We start from the raw sequence: 15,334 nt of genomic DNA, 5'->3' as shown, positions 1-15,334 counted from the left end.
TTCAGTCGTCGTCCTCGACCAGAGCCCGGTCGCCGCGATCGAGGATCAGCGGGATGATGAGATCTTCCTCGTCGGCCAGATGCCGCTTCAGCATGGCGATCAGCCGGCAGTTCTCGTCCGCATAGGCGTCGGCGGCGAAGCGCTGCCTGTCCTCGCTCTCCTCGAGCGTGCGGATGAAGGCGTTCGCCGTCTCGGCGTTGCGCTCCAGCCCCTCATGAATGGTGTGATGGTCGGCATCGAGGATTTCGAAGCCGCGCTTCAGGCGCGGCTCCGCCTTGGCGAAAGCCGGGAAATATTGGTAGTCCTCGACATTGTGGTGGCCGTCGAGATTGCCGAGAAAGTGGTTCAGCCGCGGCGCGAACCAGCGCGCGAAATCCGGCGCCGTCAGCCTGCCTTCGCGATAGTCGCCAATGCCGTTGGTGAGCATGCCGCCCAGCTCTCGGAACATGTCGTGCCGCTGCAGCCACATGTTTGCCATGCCGTGGATGTTGGCGTGGCCCTGCCATGTCTCGCGCGGATATTTTTCCGCCAGCCAGCGCAGGTCTTCCGGCAGGCCGGCTCTTTCAAGCAGCAGAAAATTGGCTTCCACGACGTCAGTCTCCTTTGGTGACTAACATATGGGAGCGTTCAGATCAGATCGGTAGTCCCGTGATGCGCTCGATGAGGGCGATTCCCCAGACGCCGGCGACGATAACAACCGAAATCAGCACCGCCAGCGAGCCGCAGTCCTTGGCGAGCTGGATGTCGACGTTGAACTCGCGACTGAAGGCATCGCAGGCTGCCTCGATGCCGGTGTTCAGCACTTCGACCATGATGAGCAGCAGCACCGCGCCGATCAACAGCGCGTAGCCGCGCCACGAGACCGAGACGAACCAGCCGAGCGGCAGCGCCAGCACCAGCAGCATCAGTTCCTGCTGAAATGCCCTTTCGCTGGCGGCGAGCTTGCGAAAGGCTCGCACAGAATTGAAGTAAGCACCGATCAGCCGCTGCATGCCGCATCCCCTTCGAATCACCGGCAGGGGATATCGCAATGGCTGGATCAAGGGAATAAGGCAGCCGCCGCAAAATCACTCCTCCGCAACCCTTGATCGTCGGCGTCGACTTCTCGAACTGCGGCAGTCCATCGTCGATCGTATAGTAATCGCCCTTGTCGCCGACAAAGATGTGGCATTGGCCTTCGAGCCCGGTCGGGTTGTCGAACGATCCGGCCAGAACTGAGACATACGCATTCTGACCCGGCTTCCAGAACAGCACCGAGCCGCAGATCTTGCAAAAGCCGCGCTTGGCAAAGGAAGACGATTCGTACCAGCTGATGTTGTCGGCGCCGGTTATCGTGATGTCGCCGTCGGCGACGTTGGTCGCGGCGTAAAAATGCCCGCTCTGCTTGCGGCACTGCGAACAGTGGCAATAAATGACGCCGCGCAACGGCCCTCGCGTCTGGAAACGCACGGCTCCACACAGGCAAGATCCGCTGTGGTTGTTGCTCATCCCTACCTCCACCAGCCATCGTCCACGGCTTCGCCGCTGGCCGAGAGGATTTCAGTTTTGCCGCAGCCGGGCACCGGCAAATGCGACATGGGGTGGGCGTGTTCGGACCTGACCTCAGGATCTTTGCAAACCATTTCTGCAGCCTGCGGTAGAACGGACGCGTTACCTGGCGGCACATTAAGGAAACTTTAGCGCCGGCGCATCTATGGTCGTTGCCAAGCGAATGTCGCGATTGGGGACGTGTCTTTCGCAGGATGATCCGAAATACGGCTGGCACTCTCCGGTCGGCGGCATCTCGCACGGTCTGCGATGGTTCCCAGAGGCAGAGTGAACAGAACATGCAGCCGGCAGCCGTCCAGACCGACCGAAACAGCGACATTGCAACAGCCGTTGTGGCGACCATGCGTCAGCTCGGCGTGCTTGGCCTGCCGCGCAATTACGAAATCTTCTACGAAGCACTGAAAGGCACCAATCGCGAACTCGGCCTGGCCGTCGTCGCGCTGGGCAACCAGCCGACGCAGGACGATCTCGACCGCATCGGCCGCGCTTTCTTTGCCCAGCATCACGGTCCCGGCATTGTCGAGCAGGCGCGCGACGTGCTGGCCAGGGAACTCGAGGACATCGCCTTGCTGCTGCGCAGCGAACGTAGCCATATCGAGAAATACGGCAAGATCCTCGATGAGACATCGAGTGGCCTCGCCAACCGCAGCCTGCTTTCGCAGGATCTGCTGCAGAAGGTCGCCAGCGCCATGGCGGCGGCCACCAACTCGACCCTCGACCACGGCAAGCAGGTTGCAACCACGCTGAGCGACAAGACGGCGGAACTGGAGAGCGTCAAGTCGAAGCTTGAGGAGTACAAGCGGCTCGCCGACACCGACCCCTTGACGCATATCTGGAACCGCCGCGCCTTCGACAAGCAAATCACGGCGATTTACACCTCCAACAAGGGGATCCTGTTCAACGCCCTGATCCTTGCCGACATCGACCATTTCAAGGGTGTCAACGATCGCTACGGCCACCCGGTCGGCGACAAGATCATCCAGATCGTCGCTGAAATCTTCCAGACCAGCATCCGTGAAGACATGTTCGTTGCCCGCACCGGCGGCGAGGAATTCGCGCTGATCGTCGAGGGCGCCAGCGAGGATACCACTTACGAGATCGCCGAACGCATCCGCGTGCTGATCGAACAGACGCCGTTCACCAGCAGCCAGACCGGCGCCAATTACGGCACGGTGACCGTTTCCATGGGCATCTGCATGGCTTCCGAAGCGGAAAGCCCGGAGGATCTTTACACCAAGGCGGACCGGGCGCTCTACCGCTCCAAGGTTGGCGGGCGCAACCGCGTCACCCGGCACTCGACAATGGCCGGCCGCACCGGCAAGAACTGGCTGCTCTACAAGAAAGACTGACGCTTCGGCGTGCAGCCAATTCCCGGGCACAGGCAAATTTATCGGATCCCGCCTCTTTCCATATGAATTTCCGTGGACTATATTTTCCATGGAAAGAGAGAGGCCATGTCTGTTACACCACCCAATGCTGCCGCCCCTGATCTGACCGCGAAGGCGGCCGAAAACGCGGTTCTGACCAAGGCCACGCTGCGTGCCGCCGAACTCCTGGATATAACCGCCAGGGTGCTTGCGTCGATCATCGGCGTCTCGGAAGCCACGGTTTCACGCATGCGCAGGCAGGAATTCCTGCTGGAGCGCGGCACCAAGCCGTTCGAACTCGCGGTGCTGTTCGTGCGGCTGTTCCGTTCGCTCGATGCCATTGTCGGCGGTGACGAGACGATAGCCCGGGCATGGCTGAAGAACGCCAACACGGCTTTCGATGGCAGCCCGCTTGAAAAGATCCTCACCATTACCGGGCTTGTCGATGTCATTGCCTATCTGGACTCCCGACGCGCTCTCGTCTGAAGCCGTCCGGCTCGACGGCAAATACTGGCGCATGGTCGAGGCGCAGCACCGCGTCTCGACGCTGAAGATCGTCGACACGCTGGACGAACAGGCGCTGCTCGAGGATCTGATCGAGGAGACCAAGCCGCAGATCCCCATGGAATGCCGGCATCTCCACTATCTCTTGGCGACGCCCTTCCGCTACGGCTCGATCTATCCCTACGGCTCGCGCTTCCGCCGCGCCGGCCGCACCCTGGGCGTCTACTATGCGGCGGAGACGATCATGACGGCGGTCGCCGAAATGGCCTTCTACCGCCTGCTGTTCTTCGCCGATTCGCCCGACACGCCATGGCCGCGCGACGCCGCCGAATACACCGCCTTCGCCGCCGCGATCCATACCGACAATGCCATCGACCTGACGCGGCCGCCGCTCGACCGCGATCGGGCCCATTGGACGCATCCGACCGACTATGCCGCCAGCCAGGCGATTGCCGATGTCGCGCGTGAGGCTGGGCTGGAGGCGATCCGTTACCGTTCGGCGCGCGACCCGAAGGGCGTCAATGTGGCGCTGCTGACATGCCGCGGCTTTACCAAGGCCAAGCCGCTGGAGCCGCACACATGGCGCATCCGGCTAGGCTCCCTCGGCGTCCAGGGGATCTGCGAATTTCCGGAAAGGCGCATCGAGTTTTCCAGAACCGCCTTCGCCAATGATCCCCGGCTCAACGGATTGCGCTGGGAACGCGGGCGTTGATCAAACGAAAAAGCGCCGGATTTCTCTGGCGCTTATCATTTCAATTCTGAAAACGGGTTCAGCCGTTAGCCACCTGCTTGTGCTGCACCGGATGGCTCTTCTTCAAGAGATCCGACACCAGGAACGCCAGCTCGATCGCCTGGTCGGCGTTGAGGCGCGGGTCGCAATGGGTGTGATAGCGGTCCTGCAGCTCCTCGGCGGTGATGGCGCGGGCGCCGCCGGTGCATTCGGTGACGTTCTTGCCGGTCATCTCGACATGGATGCCGCCGGGGTGCGTGCCTTCGGCGCGATGCACCTCGAAGAAGGTCTGCACTTCCTTGAGGATGCGGTCGAACGGCCGCGTCTTGTAGCCGGCAGCCTCGATCGTATTGCCGTGCATCGGGTCGGACGACCACACGACGCTGCGACCTTCCTTCTGCACCGCGCGCACCAGCTTCGGCAGATGGTCGGCGACCTTGTCGGAGCCGAAGCGGGCGATCAGCGTCAGCCGGCCCGGCTCGTTCTCCGGATTGAGCAGGTCGATGAGCTCCAGCAGGCCGTCAGTCGTCAGCGACGGGCCACATTTGAGGCCGAGCGGGTTCTTGATGCCGCGGCAATATTCGACATGCGCATGGTCGGGCTGTCGGGTGCGGTCGCCGATCCAGATCATGTGGCCCGACGTTGCGTACCAGTCGCCGGAGGTCGAATCGACGCGGGTCAGCGCCTCTTCATAGCCGAGCAGCAGCGCCTCGTGACTGGTGTAAAAGTCGGTCTCGCGCAGCGCGTAGTTGGTCTCCGAGGTGATGCCGACGGCCTTCATGAAGTCCATCGTCTCGGTGATGCGGTTGGCGAGCATGCCATACTTCTCGCCTTGCGGGCTGTCGGAGACGAAGCCCAGCATCCAGCGATGCACATTCTCCAGGCTGGCGTAGCCGCCTTGGGCGAAGGCACGCAGCAGGTTAAGCGTCGCCGCCGACTGGCGGTAGGCCATTTCCTGGCGGGCCGGGTCGGGAATACGCGACTTGGGGTCGAACTCGATGCCGTTGATGATGTCGCCACGGTAGCTTGGCAGCGTCACCTCGCCCTTGGTCTCATTGTCGGACGAGCGCGGCTTGGCGAACTGGCCGGCGACACGGCCGACCTTCACCACCGGCTGCGCGCCGGCAAAGGTCAGCACCACCGACATCTGCAGGAAGACGCGGAAGAAGTCGCGGATGTTGTCGGCGCCATGTTCGGCGAAACTCTCGGCGCAATCGCCGCCCTGCAGAAGGAATGCGTCGCCGGCAGCGACAGCCGCAAGCTGCTTCTTCAGCTTGCGCGCCTCACCGGCAAAAACCAGCGGCGGAAAGGTGGCGAGCTGGGCTTCCGTGTTCTTCAGCGCGGCGAGGTCCGGATAGGCAGGAACCTGCTTGATCGGCTTTGCTCTCCAAGAATTCGGCGACCATTTCGTCATCGCTGCACCCAAACGCTCTTTCCAGCAGGCTTTTGCCCGCCATTCCCGCCCCATATGGGGATGGCGGCTCCATACACGAAGCCGATTTTCTATTCTAGACCGGAATTCAAGCGCTGGCGAATGATGGGGAGCTCCATGCCGCGACCCACTTTGGCTTCTTATCTTCGCGACGGCTGTGCAATATCCCTTGGTGCCAGAATCGATCCTCACCGATGTAGTCGCGCCGGTCATCGTCCGCTGCGCAACAATTCTCCATGGAGTCCCTATGTCCGTGTCCGCCTACCTTGACCGCGTGCGCCGCGAGCAAGGCCTGTTTACGATCGAAGAGGTTGTTGGCCTGTCCGAGCGCGGCAACGTGATCTACGACCCCTACTCCACGCTGATTTCCGCAGGCGCCGTCATCGGGCGAGGCAACGTCTTCTTCCCCGGCGTCTACCTGTTCTGCACCGACGGTGGCGCGCTGGAGATCGGCGACGCCAACATTTTCCACGCCAACACACTGTTCGAAGCATCCGCCGGCGCAATCCGCGTCGGCTCACGCAACCAGTTTGGCGAAGGCGGTTTTACTGCAAAGGCCAACAGGCCGGGAGCCTCGATCGTGATCGGCGATCAAGGCCGCTATCTCAACGGCGCGGCGGTGTTCGGTGAGACGGTGCTCGGTTCGGGCAGCCAGCTTCTCGGCGCGATCACCGTCGACAGTTGCCGGCTGGAACCGGGCGGCAGTTTTCGTGAGTCCGACCCCGACCGCCGGGCCGGATTGCTGAAAGGCGCCGGCGCCGCGCGCGGCTTCACCGTGCCTGCCGGGCACGTCATCGTCGGCGCCGGCACGTTCTCGGCATCCGACCTGCAGTTGCAGTCGAATTTCCATCCGAAAGTCTAGGTGGCCACCAGCCGCGCCAGTTGCGTCATGACGACGGCCGAGCCCGCCAGGCGCTTCTCCGCCGTTGGCCAGTCGCGGATGAAGACCACGCTGTGGTCGGTCCTGATCTTGGCCAGCGAACCCTGCTCGCCGATGTATTTGACCAGCCCGACCGGGTTGGAGAACTCGCGCTTGCGGAAGTGGATGACGACGCCCTTGGGGCCGGCATCCAGCTTTTCGACATTGGCCCTGCGGCATAGCGCCTTGATGAAGACAATCTTCAAGAGATGCTTCACCTCTTCCGGCAGCGGGCCGAAGCGGTCGATCAGTTCGGCGCCGAAAGCGTCGATTTCCTCGGTGTTTTCGAGGTCGCCGAGGCGGCGGTAGAGCGCCAGCCTGAGCTGCAGGTCGGGCACATAGCTCTCTGGGATCATGACAGCCGTGCCGACGGCGATCTGCGGCGACCAGCCGCCATCCTGAACCTCGCCGGAATCCTTCACCTCGGCCACCGCCTCCTCCAGCATCTGCTGGTAGAGTTCGAAGCCGACCTCCTTGATATGACCGGATTGCTCTTCGCCCAGAAGGTTGCCGGCGCCACGGATGTCGAGGTCGTGGCTGGCGAGCTGGAACCCCGCGCCAAGCGTGTCCAGCGACTGCAGCACCTTCAGCCGGCGCTCGGCCGTGTCGGTGAGCTTGCGGTTGGCCGGCAGCGTGAACAACGCATATGCCCGCACCTTGGAACGGCCGACGCGGCCGCGCAGCTGGTAGAGCTGCGACAGGCCGAACATATCGGCGCGATGGATGATCAGCGTGTTGGCGGTCGGAATGTCGAGCCCGGATTCGACGATGGTGGTCGACAACAGCACGTCGTACTGGCCGTCATAGAAGGCGTTCATGATGTCGTCGAGTTCGCCCGGCGGCATCTGGCCATGGGCCACCGCCACCTTCAGCTCGGGGACGGATTCGCGCAGGAAATCATGGATTTCGGCGAGATCGCTGATACGCGGCACGACATAGAAGGAATGGCCGCCGCGATAGCGTTCGCGCAGCAGCGTCTCGCGGATGACCAGCGGATCGAAGGGCGAGATGAAGGTGCGCACCGCCATGCGGTCGACCGGCGGCGTGGCGATCAGCGACAGTTCGCGCACGCCGGTCAAGGCAAGCTGCAGCGTGCGCGGGATCGGCGTCGCCGACAGCGTCAGCACGTGGACGTCGGTCTTGAGGTCCTTCAGCCGTTCCTTGTGCTTGACGCCAAAATGCTGCTCCTCGTCGATGATCAGCAGGCCGAGATTCTTGAACGAGATCGCCGACCCGAGCAGTGCATGGGTGCCGATGACGATGTCGACCTGCCCCTCGGCGATGCCTTTCTTGGTTTCCGCCAGTTCCTTGGCGCCGACCAGCCGCGAGGCCTGGCCGACGCGGATCGGCAGGCCGGAGAAGCGCTGCGAAAAGGTCTTGAAATGCTGGCGCGACAACAGCGTCGTCGGCACCACGACCGCGACCTGGAACCCTTCCATCGCCGCGATGAAGGCGGCGCGCAACGCCACTTCGGTCTTGCCGAAGCCGACATCGCCGCAGATCAGCCGGTCCATCGGCTTGCCGGCGCCGAGATCGTCCACGACGGCATCGATCGCGCCCTGCTGGTCGTCGGTCTCCTCGTAGGGAAAGCGCGCCGAGAATTCGCCGTAAAGCCCTTCCGCCGGCACCATGGGCGGCGCGGTACGCATCTGGCGCTCGGCGGCAATGCGGATCAGCTGTCCGGCCATGTCGAGCAGGCGCTTCTTCAGCCGCGCCTTGCGCGACTGCCAGGCGCCGCCGCCGAGCTTGTCCAGCGTCGCCTCGGCTGTGTCAGAGCCGTAGCGCGACAGAAGCTCGATGTTTTCCACCGGCAGGAACAGCCGGTCGTCGCCGGCATAGTGGATTTCCAGGCAATCATGCGGCGCGCCGACCGCCTCGATGGTGCGCAGGCCGATGAAACGGCCAATGCCGTGATCAGCATGGACGACGATGTCGCCCGCCGACAACGACGACGCCTCGGCGATGAAATCCGACGCGCGCTTCTTGCGCTTCGAGCGCCGGATCAGCCGGTCGCCCAGAATATCCTGTTCGGCGACGACGACCAGTTGTTCGGTCTCGAAGCCGGATTCCAGCGGCAGCACCGCAAGCGCCGCCTGGCCCGGCTCGAGTTTTTCCGCCTCGGCCAACGTCGCCACCGGCACCAGATTGCCGAGATGATGCTCGGCCAGGATCTGGCCAAGCCGGTCGAGCGAGCCTTCGGTCCAGCCGGCGACGATGACCCGCCGGCGCGCCGCGCGCTCGTCGGCGATGTGTTTTACGACGACATCGAAGACGTTGATGTTTGGGTCAGCCCGTTCCTCGGCAAAGCTGCGGCCATGGCGCGAACCGCCATGGAAGACCTTCCTGGCCCCGACATCCGGCGCATCGAAAGCAGTGAAGTCGATGGCTTCGCGCGGTCCGAGCGACGCCACGAGGTTTTCCGGCGAGAGATAGAGCAGGTCCGGCGCCACCGGCTTGTAGGGCACGGCGTCCTTCAAGGCGGCGTCGGCCTGTTTGCGGCGCGCTTCGTAGTGGTCGAGGATCAGCGTGTGACGCTCAGCCAGCGCTTCGTGCGCCAGATGGTCGAAGATGACAGGCGCATCCGGCAGATAATCAAACACTGTCTCCAGCCGCTCGTAGAACAGCGGCAGCCAGTGCTCCATGCCGGCAAAGCGTCGCCCTTCGCTCACCGCCGCATAAAGGCCGTCGTCGCGCTGCGGCGCGCCAAAGGCTTCGATATAGGAGCGGCGGAAGCGGCTGATGGTTTCGGGGGTCAGCGCCACTTCACTCATCGCCTGCAGCGCCATCGACTTGCGCTGGCCGGTGGTGCGCTGCGTGGCGGCGTCGAAGACGCGGATCGATTCCAGCGTGTCGCCGAAGAAATCGAGCCGCAGTGCTTCCGTCCAGCCGGGTGCGTAGAGGTCGAGGATGCCGCCGCGCACGGCGAATTCGCCGATACCGCGCACCGTCGGCACCCGCTCGAAGCCGGAAATCTCCAGCCGGGACACCAGCGCGTTCATGTCGATCTGGTTGCCGGGCTTTGCGTGGAAAGTCTGCGCTTCGACCAGATCGGCCGGCGGAATGCGCTGCAGCAGCGCATTGGCAGTGGTCAGGATGACCGCGCGATGCGGCTTTTTTGCCAGCGCGATCATCGCCGTCAGGGCGTCGAGCCGCTTGGCAGCGGCATCGGAGCCTGGCGAAACGCGGTCATAGGGCAGGCAATCCCAGGCCGGCAACTCCAGCACCGGCAGGCCGGGGGCGGCAAAGGTCAGCGCCTCGATGATCGACGGCAGGCGCTGGCCGTCGCGCGCCACGAACAGCACCGGTTTGTCAGGCGCAATCTCATGGATCGCCTGCACCAGCGCAAAGGCTTCGTAGCCATCGGCAACGCCGTCGACGATGAACTGGCCGGCGCGGCCTTTCGGCAGGCCGATTTTGGGAATGAGGCTCATGGTTGCACGTTTAAAATGTCATGGTCCGGCGCGATGCCAGGATCTTTTGCAGGACGGCACAGTCGATATTCCCGGGAACCGGGCGTTCGCCGGTGACCATGGGCAGGAATTCGGTGTCGGGGATGTCGAGGAGCTTTTCATATTGGTCGATTTCATCGCCGGTCAAGGCGCCGATTTCGTTGTCGGCAAAGGTACCGAGGATAAGGTCCATCTCGCGCATCCCGCGATGCCAGGAGCGGAACAACAGCTTGCGACGCCTGATATCCAGCCCCTCGCTCGATCGTTTCGTCCCGGTCATCGTGCCGCATCCCTGCTTGGTGCGGCGCATATAGCGTGGATAGAGGGCGGTGTCAGCCTTGCAACAGGCCGGTGGGCGACTAAACATCCCGGGTGTGAAGAACACTCCTGACAACGCTGGTGCCGGACACCGCCCGCACTTCACCCTCCCCCTTGTGGGGAGGGTCGGTGAGCACGCTTCGCAAAGCGAAGCGGGTGAGACGGGGTGCGGCGCTGGTGCGCCGCCTTCTTCTGAAGTTAGACGCGCACCTACCCCCACCCCGCTCCGCTTCGCGGATCGACCCTCCCCACAGGGGGGAGGGTAAAGGCATGCGCCCCTCCCTCCTCGACCCTCTCTTCGTCCCCATCACTTCGCTTGCCGGCGTCGGCCCCAAGGTTAGCGCTCTGATCGAGAAGGTGGTGGCGGCCGATCTCGGCGAACGGCCGGCGCGCGCGGGCGACCTGTTGTTCGTGCTGCCGCACACCGTCATCGATCGTCGCAATCGTCCCGGCATCGCGCTTGCGCCTGCAGGCGCCATCGTCACACTCGACGTGCGAATCGACCGCCACCAGCCGCCGCCGCGCGGCAACCGGTCGGTGCCTTACCGCGTCTATGCCCATGACGACACCGGCGAGATCGGCCTGACCTTCTTCCACGCCCATGCCGCCTATCTCGAAAAAGCGATGCCGGTGGGCGAGCATGTCGTCGTCTCCGGCCGTATGGAATGGTTCAACGGCCGCCCGACCATGGTCCATCCCGACCATATCGCCCTGGTGAGCGAGGCGGAAACACTGCCGCTGGTCGAACCGGTCTATCCGCTGACCGCCGGCCTGTCGGGCAAGGTGCTGCGCCGCGCCATCGGCCAGGCGCTCGGCCGGCTGCCGGAATTGCCGGAATGGCAGGACGGCGCCTTCATGCGCAAGCAGACTTTCCCCGCCTTCGCCGACGCGCTCGCCCGCATCCACTATCCCGCGGACCCGATCGATGTCGCCATCGAGGGGGTGGCATGGCGCCGCCTTGCCTATGACGAGCTTCTCGCCGGCCAGGTCTCGCTGGCATTGGTGCGGGCAAAAGTGCGCCGCCTGTCGGGCCGGCCGCTCATCGGCGACGGTCGCATCGTCGAGAAACTGCGCGCAGCCCTGCCCTATTCATTGACCGGCAGCCAGGAATTCGCGCTTGCCGAAATCAATGCCGATCTGGCCGACCCCGAGCGCATGCTGCGCCTGCTGCAAGGCGACGTCGGCTCCGGCAAGACGGTGGTGGCGCTGCTGGCCATGGGGCGCGCAGTCGAGGCCGGCGGCCAGGCGGCATTGATGGCGCCGACCGAGATCCTGGCGCGCCAGCATCTGGCGACGATCACGCCTTTGGCCGAACAGGCCGGCCTGCGCGTCGCCATCCTCACCGGCCGCGAAAAGGGCCGCGAGCGCGCCGATACGCTGGCGGGCCTGGCCAGCGGCGACATCGACATCGTCGTCGGCACCCATGCGCTGTTCCAGGAAACGGTGACCTATCACGACCTCGTCTTTGCCGTGGTCGACGAGCAACACCGCTTCGGCGTCCACCAGCGGCTTGCCATCACCGCCAAGGGCGACGCCCCCGACATGCTGGTGATGACGGCGACGCCGATCCCGCGCACTCTGGTGCTGACCGCCTTCGGCGACATGGACGTCTCCAAGCTGACGGAAAAACCGATCGGCCGCCAGCCGATCCGCACCGTCACGCTGCCGCTGGAACGGCTGGACGAACTGGTCGGTCGCATGCTGGACGCGGTTGCCGACGGCCAGAAGATCTACTGGATCTGCCCGCTGGTCGAGGAATCCGAAGAGATCAAGTTGATGTCGGCCTTGGACCGTTTTGCCTCGCTGCAGCCCTTGTTCGGCGATCGCATCGGCCTCGTCCACGGCCGCATGAAGGGCGCCGAAAAGGACGAGGCGATGCGCGAGTTCAAGGCCGGCGAAACCCGCATCCTGATCGCCACCACCGTCATCGAGGTCGGCGTCGACGTGCCGGACGCCACCATCATGGTCATCGAGCATGCCGAACGTTTTGGCCTGGCGCAACTGCACCAGTTGCGCGGCCGCGTCGGCCGCGGCGACAAGCCTTCTTCCTGCGTGCTGCTCTACAAGGACCCGCTCGGCGAAACGGCCAAGCGCCGGCTGTCGGTGATGCGCGAGACCGAGGACGGGTTCCTGATCGCCGAAGAGGATCTGAAGCTGCGCGGCGAAGGCGAATTGCTCGGCACCCGCCAGTCCGGCACGCCGGGCTTCCAGGTGGCGCGCATCGAGGTGCACGCCGACTTGCTCGAAGCAGCCCGCGACGATGCAAGGCTGATCCTGTCGCGTGATCCGGAACTACAGTCTGAGCGCGGCGAGGCGCTGCGGCTGCTGCTCTATTTGTTCGGCCGCGACGAGGCCGTGCGGCTCTTGCGTGCCGGCTGAGCCAAAGCACCAAGCGGCGGGTTGGCGAGATCTCCGTCGATCGGCTGGCCGTTCATCGTCACCATCTTCGGCTTGACTTCGGGCGCCACCAGCCCGGCCGAGACGATCAGCCTGGCGCCGTCCTCAATCGTCATGTCGAGCAGCACGATGTCGGATTTCGGCACGTACATCAGGAAACCGGTGGTAGGGTTCGGCGTGCACGGCATGAACACGGCGATCATCGGGTCGCCTGCATGGTCGAGCTTCTGGTTGATCTCGGTTTCCTTCTCGCTGGCGACGAAGACCAGCGACCAGACGCCTTTTCGCGGATATTCGACCAGCCCGACCTGGCGGAACATATCGCCCTTGTTCGACAGCACCGTCTGGAAAATCTGCTTCAGCGAACCGTAGATGCCGCGCACCAGCGGCATACGGCCAAGCAGCCGTTCGCCGAAATTGACGATGGCGCGACCGACGATGTTGGCGGTCATGAAGCCGATCAGCGTGATCAGCACGAGCGCCACGATCAGGCCGAAGCCGGGCACCGGAAACGGCAAATAGGTGTCGGGGCTGTAGCGCGCCGGAATGTACGGCTTCACCCAGGAATCGACCCAGCCGACGAACGACCAGGCGATATAGGCGGTGATCGCCAGCGGCGCGCAGACGATAAAGCCTGTGAGGAAATAGTTCCTCAGCCGGGTCATGCCTGAAGTTCTGGGAGCATCGGACATGGTTCACCGGGGACGCGGGTTGCAGCGCCACACTAGTGAAGCGGACGGCGCTTTGGAACCGCGAAGTTTTTTAGACCCCCGATGAGCACCGACTACTCCACCGTCACCGATTTCGCCAGGTTGCGCGGCTGGTCGACGTCCGTCCCCATGAACACGGCGGCGTAGTAGGCCAGCATCTGGATCGGCAGCGCATAGATGATCGGCGAGATGATTTCCGGCACGTCGGGCAGGATGATCGTCTCCATCGTCTTGACGCTGACCTGCGCCGCGCCCTTGGCGTCGGTGATCAGGATGATCTTGCCGCCGCGCGCCGCCACTTCCTGCATGTTCGACACGGTTTTTTCGAAGATGCGATCATGCGGCGCGATGACGATGACCGGCATGTTCTCGTCGATCAGCGCGATCGGCCCGTGCTTCAGTTCGCCCGCGGCATAACCCTCGGCATGGATGTAGGAGATTTCCTTGAGTTTCAGCGCGCCTTCCATGGCCAGCGGGAAATTGGTGTCGCGTCCGAGATAGAGCACGTCCTTGTAGCGCGAGATTTCGCGCGCGATGCGCTCGATCTGCTCCTCGAGCTTGAGCACCTGGTTGGCGTAGCGAGGCGCCTCCGAAAGAGCGCGCACCAGCGTCTTTTCCTCATCCTTCGAGATCGTGCCGCGGGCCACGCCGGCGCGCACCGCCAGCGAGGCCAGCACCGAAAGCTGGCAGGTGAAAGCCTTGGTCGAGGCTACACCGATCTCCGGGCCGGCCAAGGTCGGCAGCACGACATCGGATTCGCGCGCCATGGTCGATTCGCGCACATTGACGATGGCGCCGATCTTCATGCCCGCCTTGCGGCAATAGCGCAGCGAGGCCAGCGTGTCGGCGGTTTCGCCGGACTGCGAGATGAAGAAGGCGGCATCATCCGCCGATAACGGCATTTCGCGGTAGCGGAATTCCGAGGCGACATCGATGTCGACCGGCAGCCGCGCATAGCGCTCGAACCAGTATTTGCTGATCAGGCCGGCTAGATAGGCGGTGCCGCAGGCCGAGATCGCCAGCCGGCCGATCTTGGCAAAGTCGAACGGCAGTTCCAGCGGCTTCGACACGCCAGAGACGAAATCGACATAGTGCGCCAGCGTATGCGAGATCACTTCGGGCTGTTCATGGATTTCCTTTTCCATGAAATGGCGGCGGTTGCCCTTGTCGACCATGAAGCTGGTCGACAGTGATTGCTGGCGCTTGCGGGCAACCTCTTTGCCGTCGATGTCGAAGATGGTGACGCCATCGCGGCGCACCACCGCCCAGTCGCCGTCTTCGAGGTAGGTGATGGAATTGGTGAACGGCGCCAGCGCGATGGCGTCGGAGCCCAGAAACATCTCGCCATCGCCATGGCCGACGGCCAGAGGCGGACCATTGCGGGCGCCGACGATGAGGTCCTCGTCGCCGGTGAACATGATGGCCAGCGCAAAGGCGCCTTCCAGCCGCTTCAGCGCCTGGTGCGCGGCCTCGATCGGCTTCAGCCCCTTGGCCAGTTCGCGCGCCACCAGATGCGCTACGACCTCGGTGTCGGTCTGCGACGAGAAGGAATACCCGTCGCGGATCAGCTCATCGCGCAACTCGGCGAAATTCTCGATGATGCCGTTGTGAACGATGGCGACGCCGTTGGAAAAATGCGGATGGGCGTTGGTCTCGTTGGGCACGCCATGGGTCGCCCATCGCGTGTGGCCGATGCCGATGGTGCCGTCGAGCGGTTCTTCCTTCAGCCGGCGTTCGAGGTTGATGAGCTTGCCTTCGGCGCGGCGGCGGCCGAGCGCACCTTTCTCGACGGTGGCGACTCCGGCGGAGTCATAGCCACGATATTCAAGCCGCTTCAAAGCATCGACAATGAGCGGCGCGACTTGGCTCTGGCCGACAATTCCGACGATACCGCACATGCGCCTGCCCCCGATTCACCTGGAAAACCAGTCCCGATGGAAAACCAGCGTTATCTAGGGAT

The 15,334-nt window shown here is 63.7% G+C and carries 12 protein-coding genes and 1 pseudogene; 5 read left to right on the top strand and 8 right to left on the bottom strand.

The genetic code is table 11. The features are described from left to right. Nucleotide 1: 1 nt before the first annotated feature. From NKJ75_RS10700 to NKJ75_RS10690, 3 genes and pseudogenes are all read right to left on the bottom strand, one after another. Nucleotides 2–589: a hemerythrin domain-containing protein gene (locus NKJ75_RS10700; protein ID WP_352499647.1), complete on the bottom strand. Its 588-nt coding sequence runs from the start codon at nt 587–589 to the stop codon at nt 2–4. A 43-nt stretch (nt 590–632) separates the two neighbouring features. Next, on the bottom strand, nt 633–992 hold the full coding sequence (locus NKJ75_RS10695) for a diacylglycerol kinase (protein ID WP_023667554.1): 360 nt from the start codon (nt 990–992) through the stop codon (nt 633–635). A gap of 94 nt (nt 993–1,086) precedes the next feature. Then, a pseudogene (locus NKJ75_RS10690) lies at nt 1,087–1,488 on the bottom strand (GFA family protein); the annotation flags it as partial. A 338-nt stretch (nt 1,489–1,826) separates the two neighbouring features. Here NKJ75_RS10690 and NKJ75_RS10685 point away from each other — a divergent pair. The 3 genes from NKJ75_RS10685 to NKJ75_RS10675 all read left to right on the top strand — a co-directional run bounded on the left by NKJ75_RS10685 (nt 1,827) and on the right by NKJ75_RS10675 (nt 4,131). Then, complete coding sequence (locus tag NKJ75_RS10685; protein ID WP_023681555.1) at nt 1,827–2,897, top strand: GGDEF domain-containing protein; 1,071 nt, start codon at nt 1,827–1,829, stop codon at nt 2,895–2,897. Nucleotides 2,898–3,002: 105 nt separating this feature from the next. Beyond that, complete coding sequence (locus NKJ75_RS10680; protein ID WP_023701176.1) at nt 3,003–3,401, top strand: MbcA/ParS/Xre antitoxin family protein; 399 nt, start codon at nt 3,003–3,005, stop codon at nt 3,399–3,401. Next, nucleotides 3,361–4,131, top strand: coding sequence for an RES family NAD+ phosphorylase (locus NKJ75_RS10675; RefSeq protein ID WP_023744821.1), 771 nt, complete (start codon nt 3,361–3,363; stop codon nt 4,129–4,131). Before NKJ75_RS10680 ends, NKJ75_RS10675 begins: the two co-directional genes overlap by 41 nt. A gap of 58 nt (nt 4,132–4,189) precedes the next feature. On the opposite strand, the gene NKJ75_RS10670 is transcribed toward NKJ75_RS10675, so the two are convergent. Further along, the gene (locus NKJ75_RS10670) at nt 4,190–5,563 is read right to left on the bottom strand and encodes a class II 3-deoxy-7-phosphoheptulonate synthase (protein ID WP_023688326.1); all 1,374 of its coding nucleotides are present in this window, start codon (nt 5,561–5,563) and stop codon (nt 4,190–4,192) included. A gap of 271 nt (nt 5,564–5,834) precedes the next feature. Here NKJ75_RS10670 and NKJ75_RS10665 point away from each other — a divergent pair, with 271 nt between their 5' ends. Continuing rightward, a complete protein-coding gene (locus NKJ75_RS10665) occupies nt 5,835–6,443 on the top strand; it encodes a hypothetical protein (RefSeq protein WP_196814070.1) in 609 nt (202 codons plus the stop codon). Here the strand turns inward: NKJ75_RS10665 and mfd are convergent. Both mfd and NKJ75_RS10655 read right to left on the bottom strand, forming a co-directional pair. Further along, a complete protein-coding gene (gene mfd, locus NKJ75_RS10660) occupies nt 6,440–9,931 on the bottom strand; it encodes a transcription-repair coupling factor (protein ID WP_352499646.1) in 3,492 nt (1,163 codons plus the stop codon). The genes NKJ75_RS10665 and mfd overlap by 4 nt on opposite strands. A 10-nt stretch (nt 9,932–9,941) precedes the next feature. Further along, nucleotides 9,942–10,229 (bottom strand): FAD assembly factor SdhE, encoded by a 288-nt coding sequence (locus tag NKJ75_RS10655; protein WP_023738963.1) that lies wholly within the window; start codon nt 10,227–10,229, stop codon nt 9,942–9,944. Nucleotides 10,230–10,537: 308 nt separating this feature from the next. Here NKJ75_RS10655 and recG point away from each other — a divergent pair, with 308 nt between their 5' ends. Next, nucleotides 10,538–12,646, top strand: coding sequence for an ATP-dependent DNA helicase RecG (gene recG / locus NKJ75_RS10650; RefSeq protein WP_352499645.1), 2,109 nt, complete (start codon nt 10,538–10,540; stop codon nt 12,644–12,646). On the opposite strand, the gene NKJ75_RS10645 is transcribed toward recG, so the two are convergent. Next, a complete protein-coding gene (locus NKJ75_RS10645; RefSeq protein WP_027050381.1) occupies nt 12,598–13,356 on the bottom strand; it encodes a DUF502 domain-containing protein in 759 nt (252 codons plus the stop codon). The genes recG and NKJ75_RS10645 overlap by 49 nt on opposite strands. Nucleotides 13,357–13,448: 92 nt before the next feature. Next, nucleotides 13,449–15,272: a glutamine--fructose-6-phosphate transaminase (isomerizing) gene (gene glmS, locus NKJ75_RS10640; protein WP_023701181.1), complete on the bottom strand. Its 1,824-nt coding sequence runs from the start codon at nt 15,270–15,272 to the stop codon at nt 13,449–13,451. Nucleotides 15,273–15,334: the final 62 nt, after the last annotated feature.

The sequence above is a fragment of the Mesorhizobium sp. M0058 genome (assembly GCF_040323095.1).
Classification (GTDB): Bacteria; Pseudomonadota; Alphaproteobacteria; order Rhizobiales; family Rhizobiaceae; genus Mesorhizobium.
Note: the sequence above shows the minus strand (reverse complement) of the source record. Positions and strands in the feature narration are given on the sequence as shown.

Bases quoted from the DNA above. Each gene is read 5' to 3' on its own strand.
- NKJ75_RS10695 (WP_023667554.1), bottom strand. From the start codon at position 992: ATGCAGCGGCTGATCGGTGCTTACTTCAATTCTGTGCGAGCCTTTCGC.
- NKJ75_RS10685 (WP_023681555.1), top strand. From the start codon at position 1,827: ATGCAGCCGGCAGCCGTCCAGACCGACCGAAACAGCGACATTGCAACA.
- NKJ75_RS10680 (WP_023701176.1), top strand. From the start codon at position 3,003: ATGTCTGTTACACCACCCAATGCTGCCGCCCCTGATCTGACCGCGAAG.
- NKJ75_RS10675 (WP_023744821.1), top strand. From the start codon at position 3,361: ATGTCATTGCCTATCTGGACTCCCGACGCGCTCTCGTCTGAAGCCGTC.
- NKJ75_RS10670 (WP_023688326.1), bottom strand. From the start codon at position 5,563: ATGACGAAATGGTCGCCGAATTCTTGGAGAGCAAAGCCGATCAAGCAG.
- mfd (WP_352499646.1), bottom strand. From the start codon at position 9,931: ATGAGCCTCATTCCCAAAATCGGCCTGCCGAAAGGCCGCGCCGGCCAG.
- NKJ75_RS10655 (WP_023738963.1), bottom strand. From the start codon at position 10,229: ATGACCGGGACGAAACGATCGAGCGAGGGGCTGGATATCAGGCGTCGC.
- recG (WP_352499645.1), top strand. From the start codon at position 10,538: ATGCGCCCCTCCCTCCTCGACCCTCTCTTCGTCCCCATCACTTCGCTT.
- NKJ75_RS10645 (WP_027050381.1), bottom strand. From the start codon at position 13,356: ATGTCCGATGCTCCCAGAACTTCAGGCATGACCCGGCTGAGGAACTAT.
- glmS (WP_023701181.1), bottom strand. From the start codon at position 15,272: ATGTGCGGTATCGTCGGAATTGTCGGCCAGAGCCAAGTCGCGCCGCTC.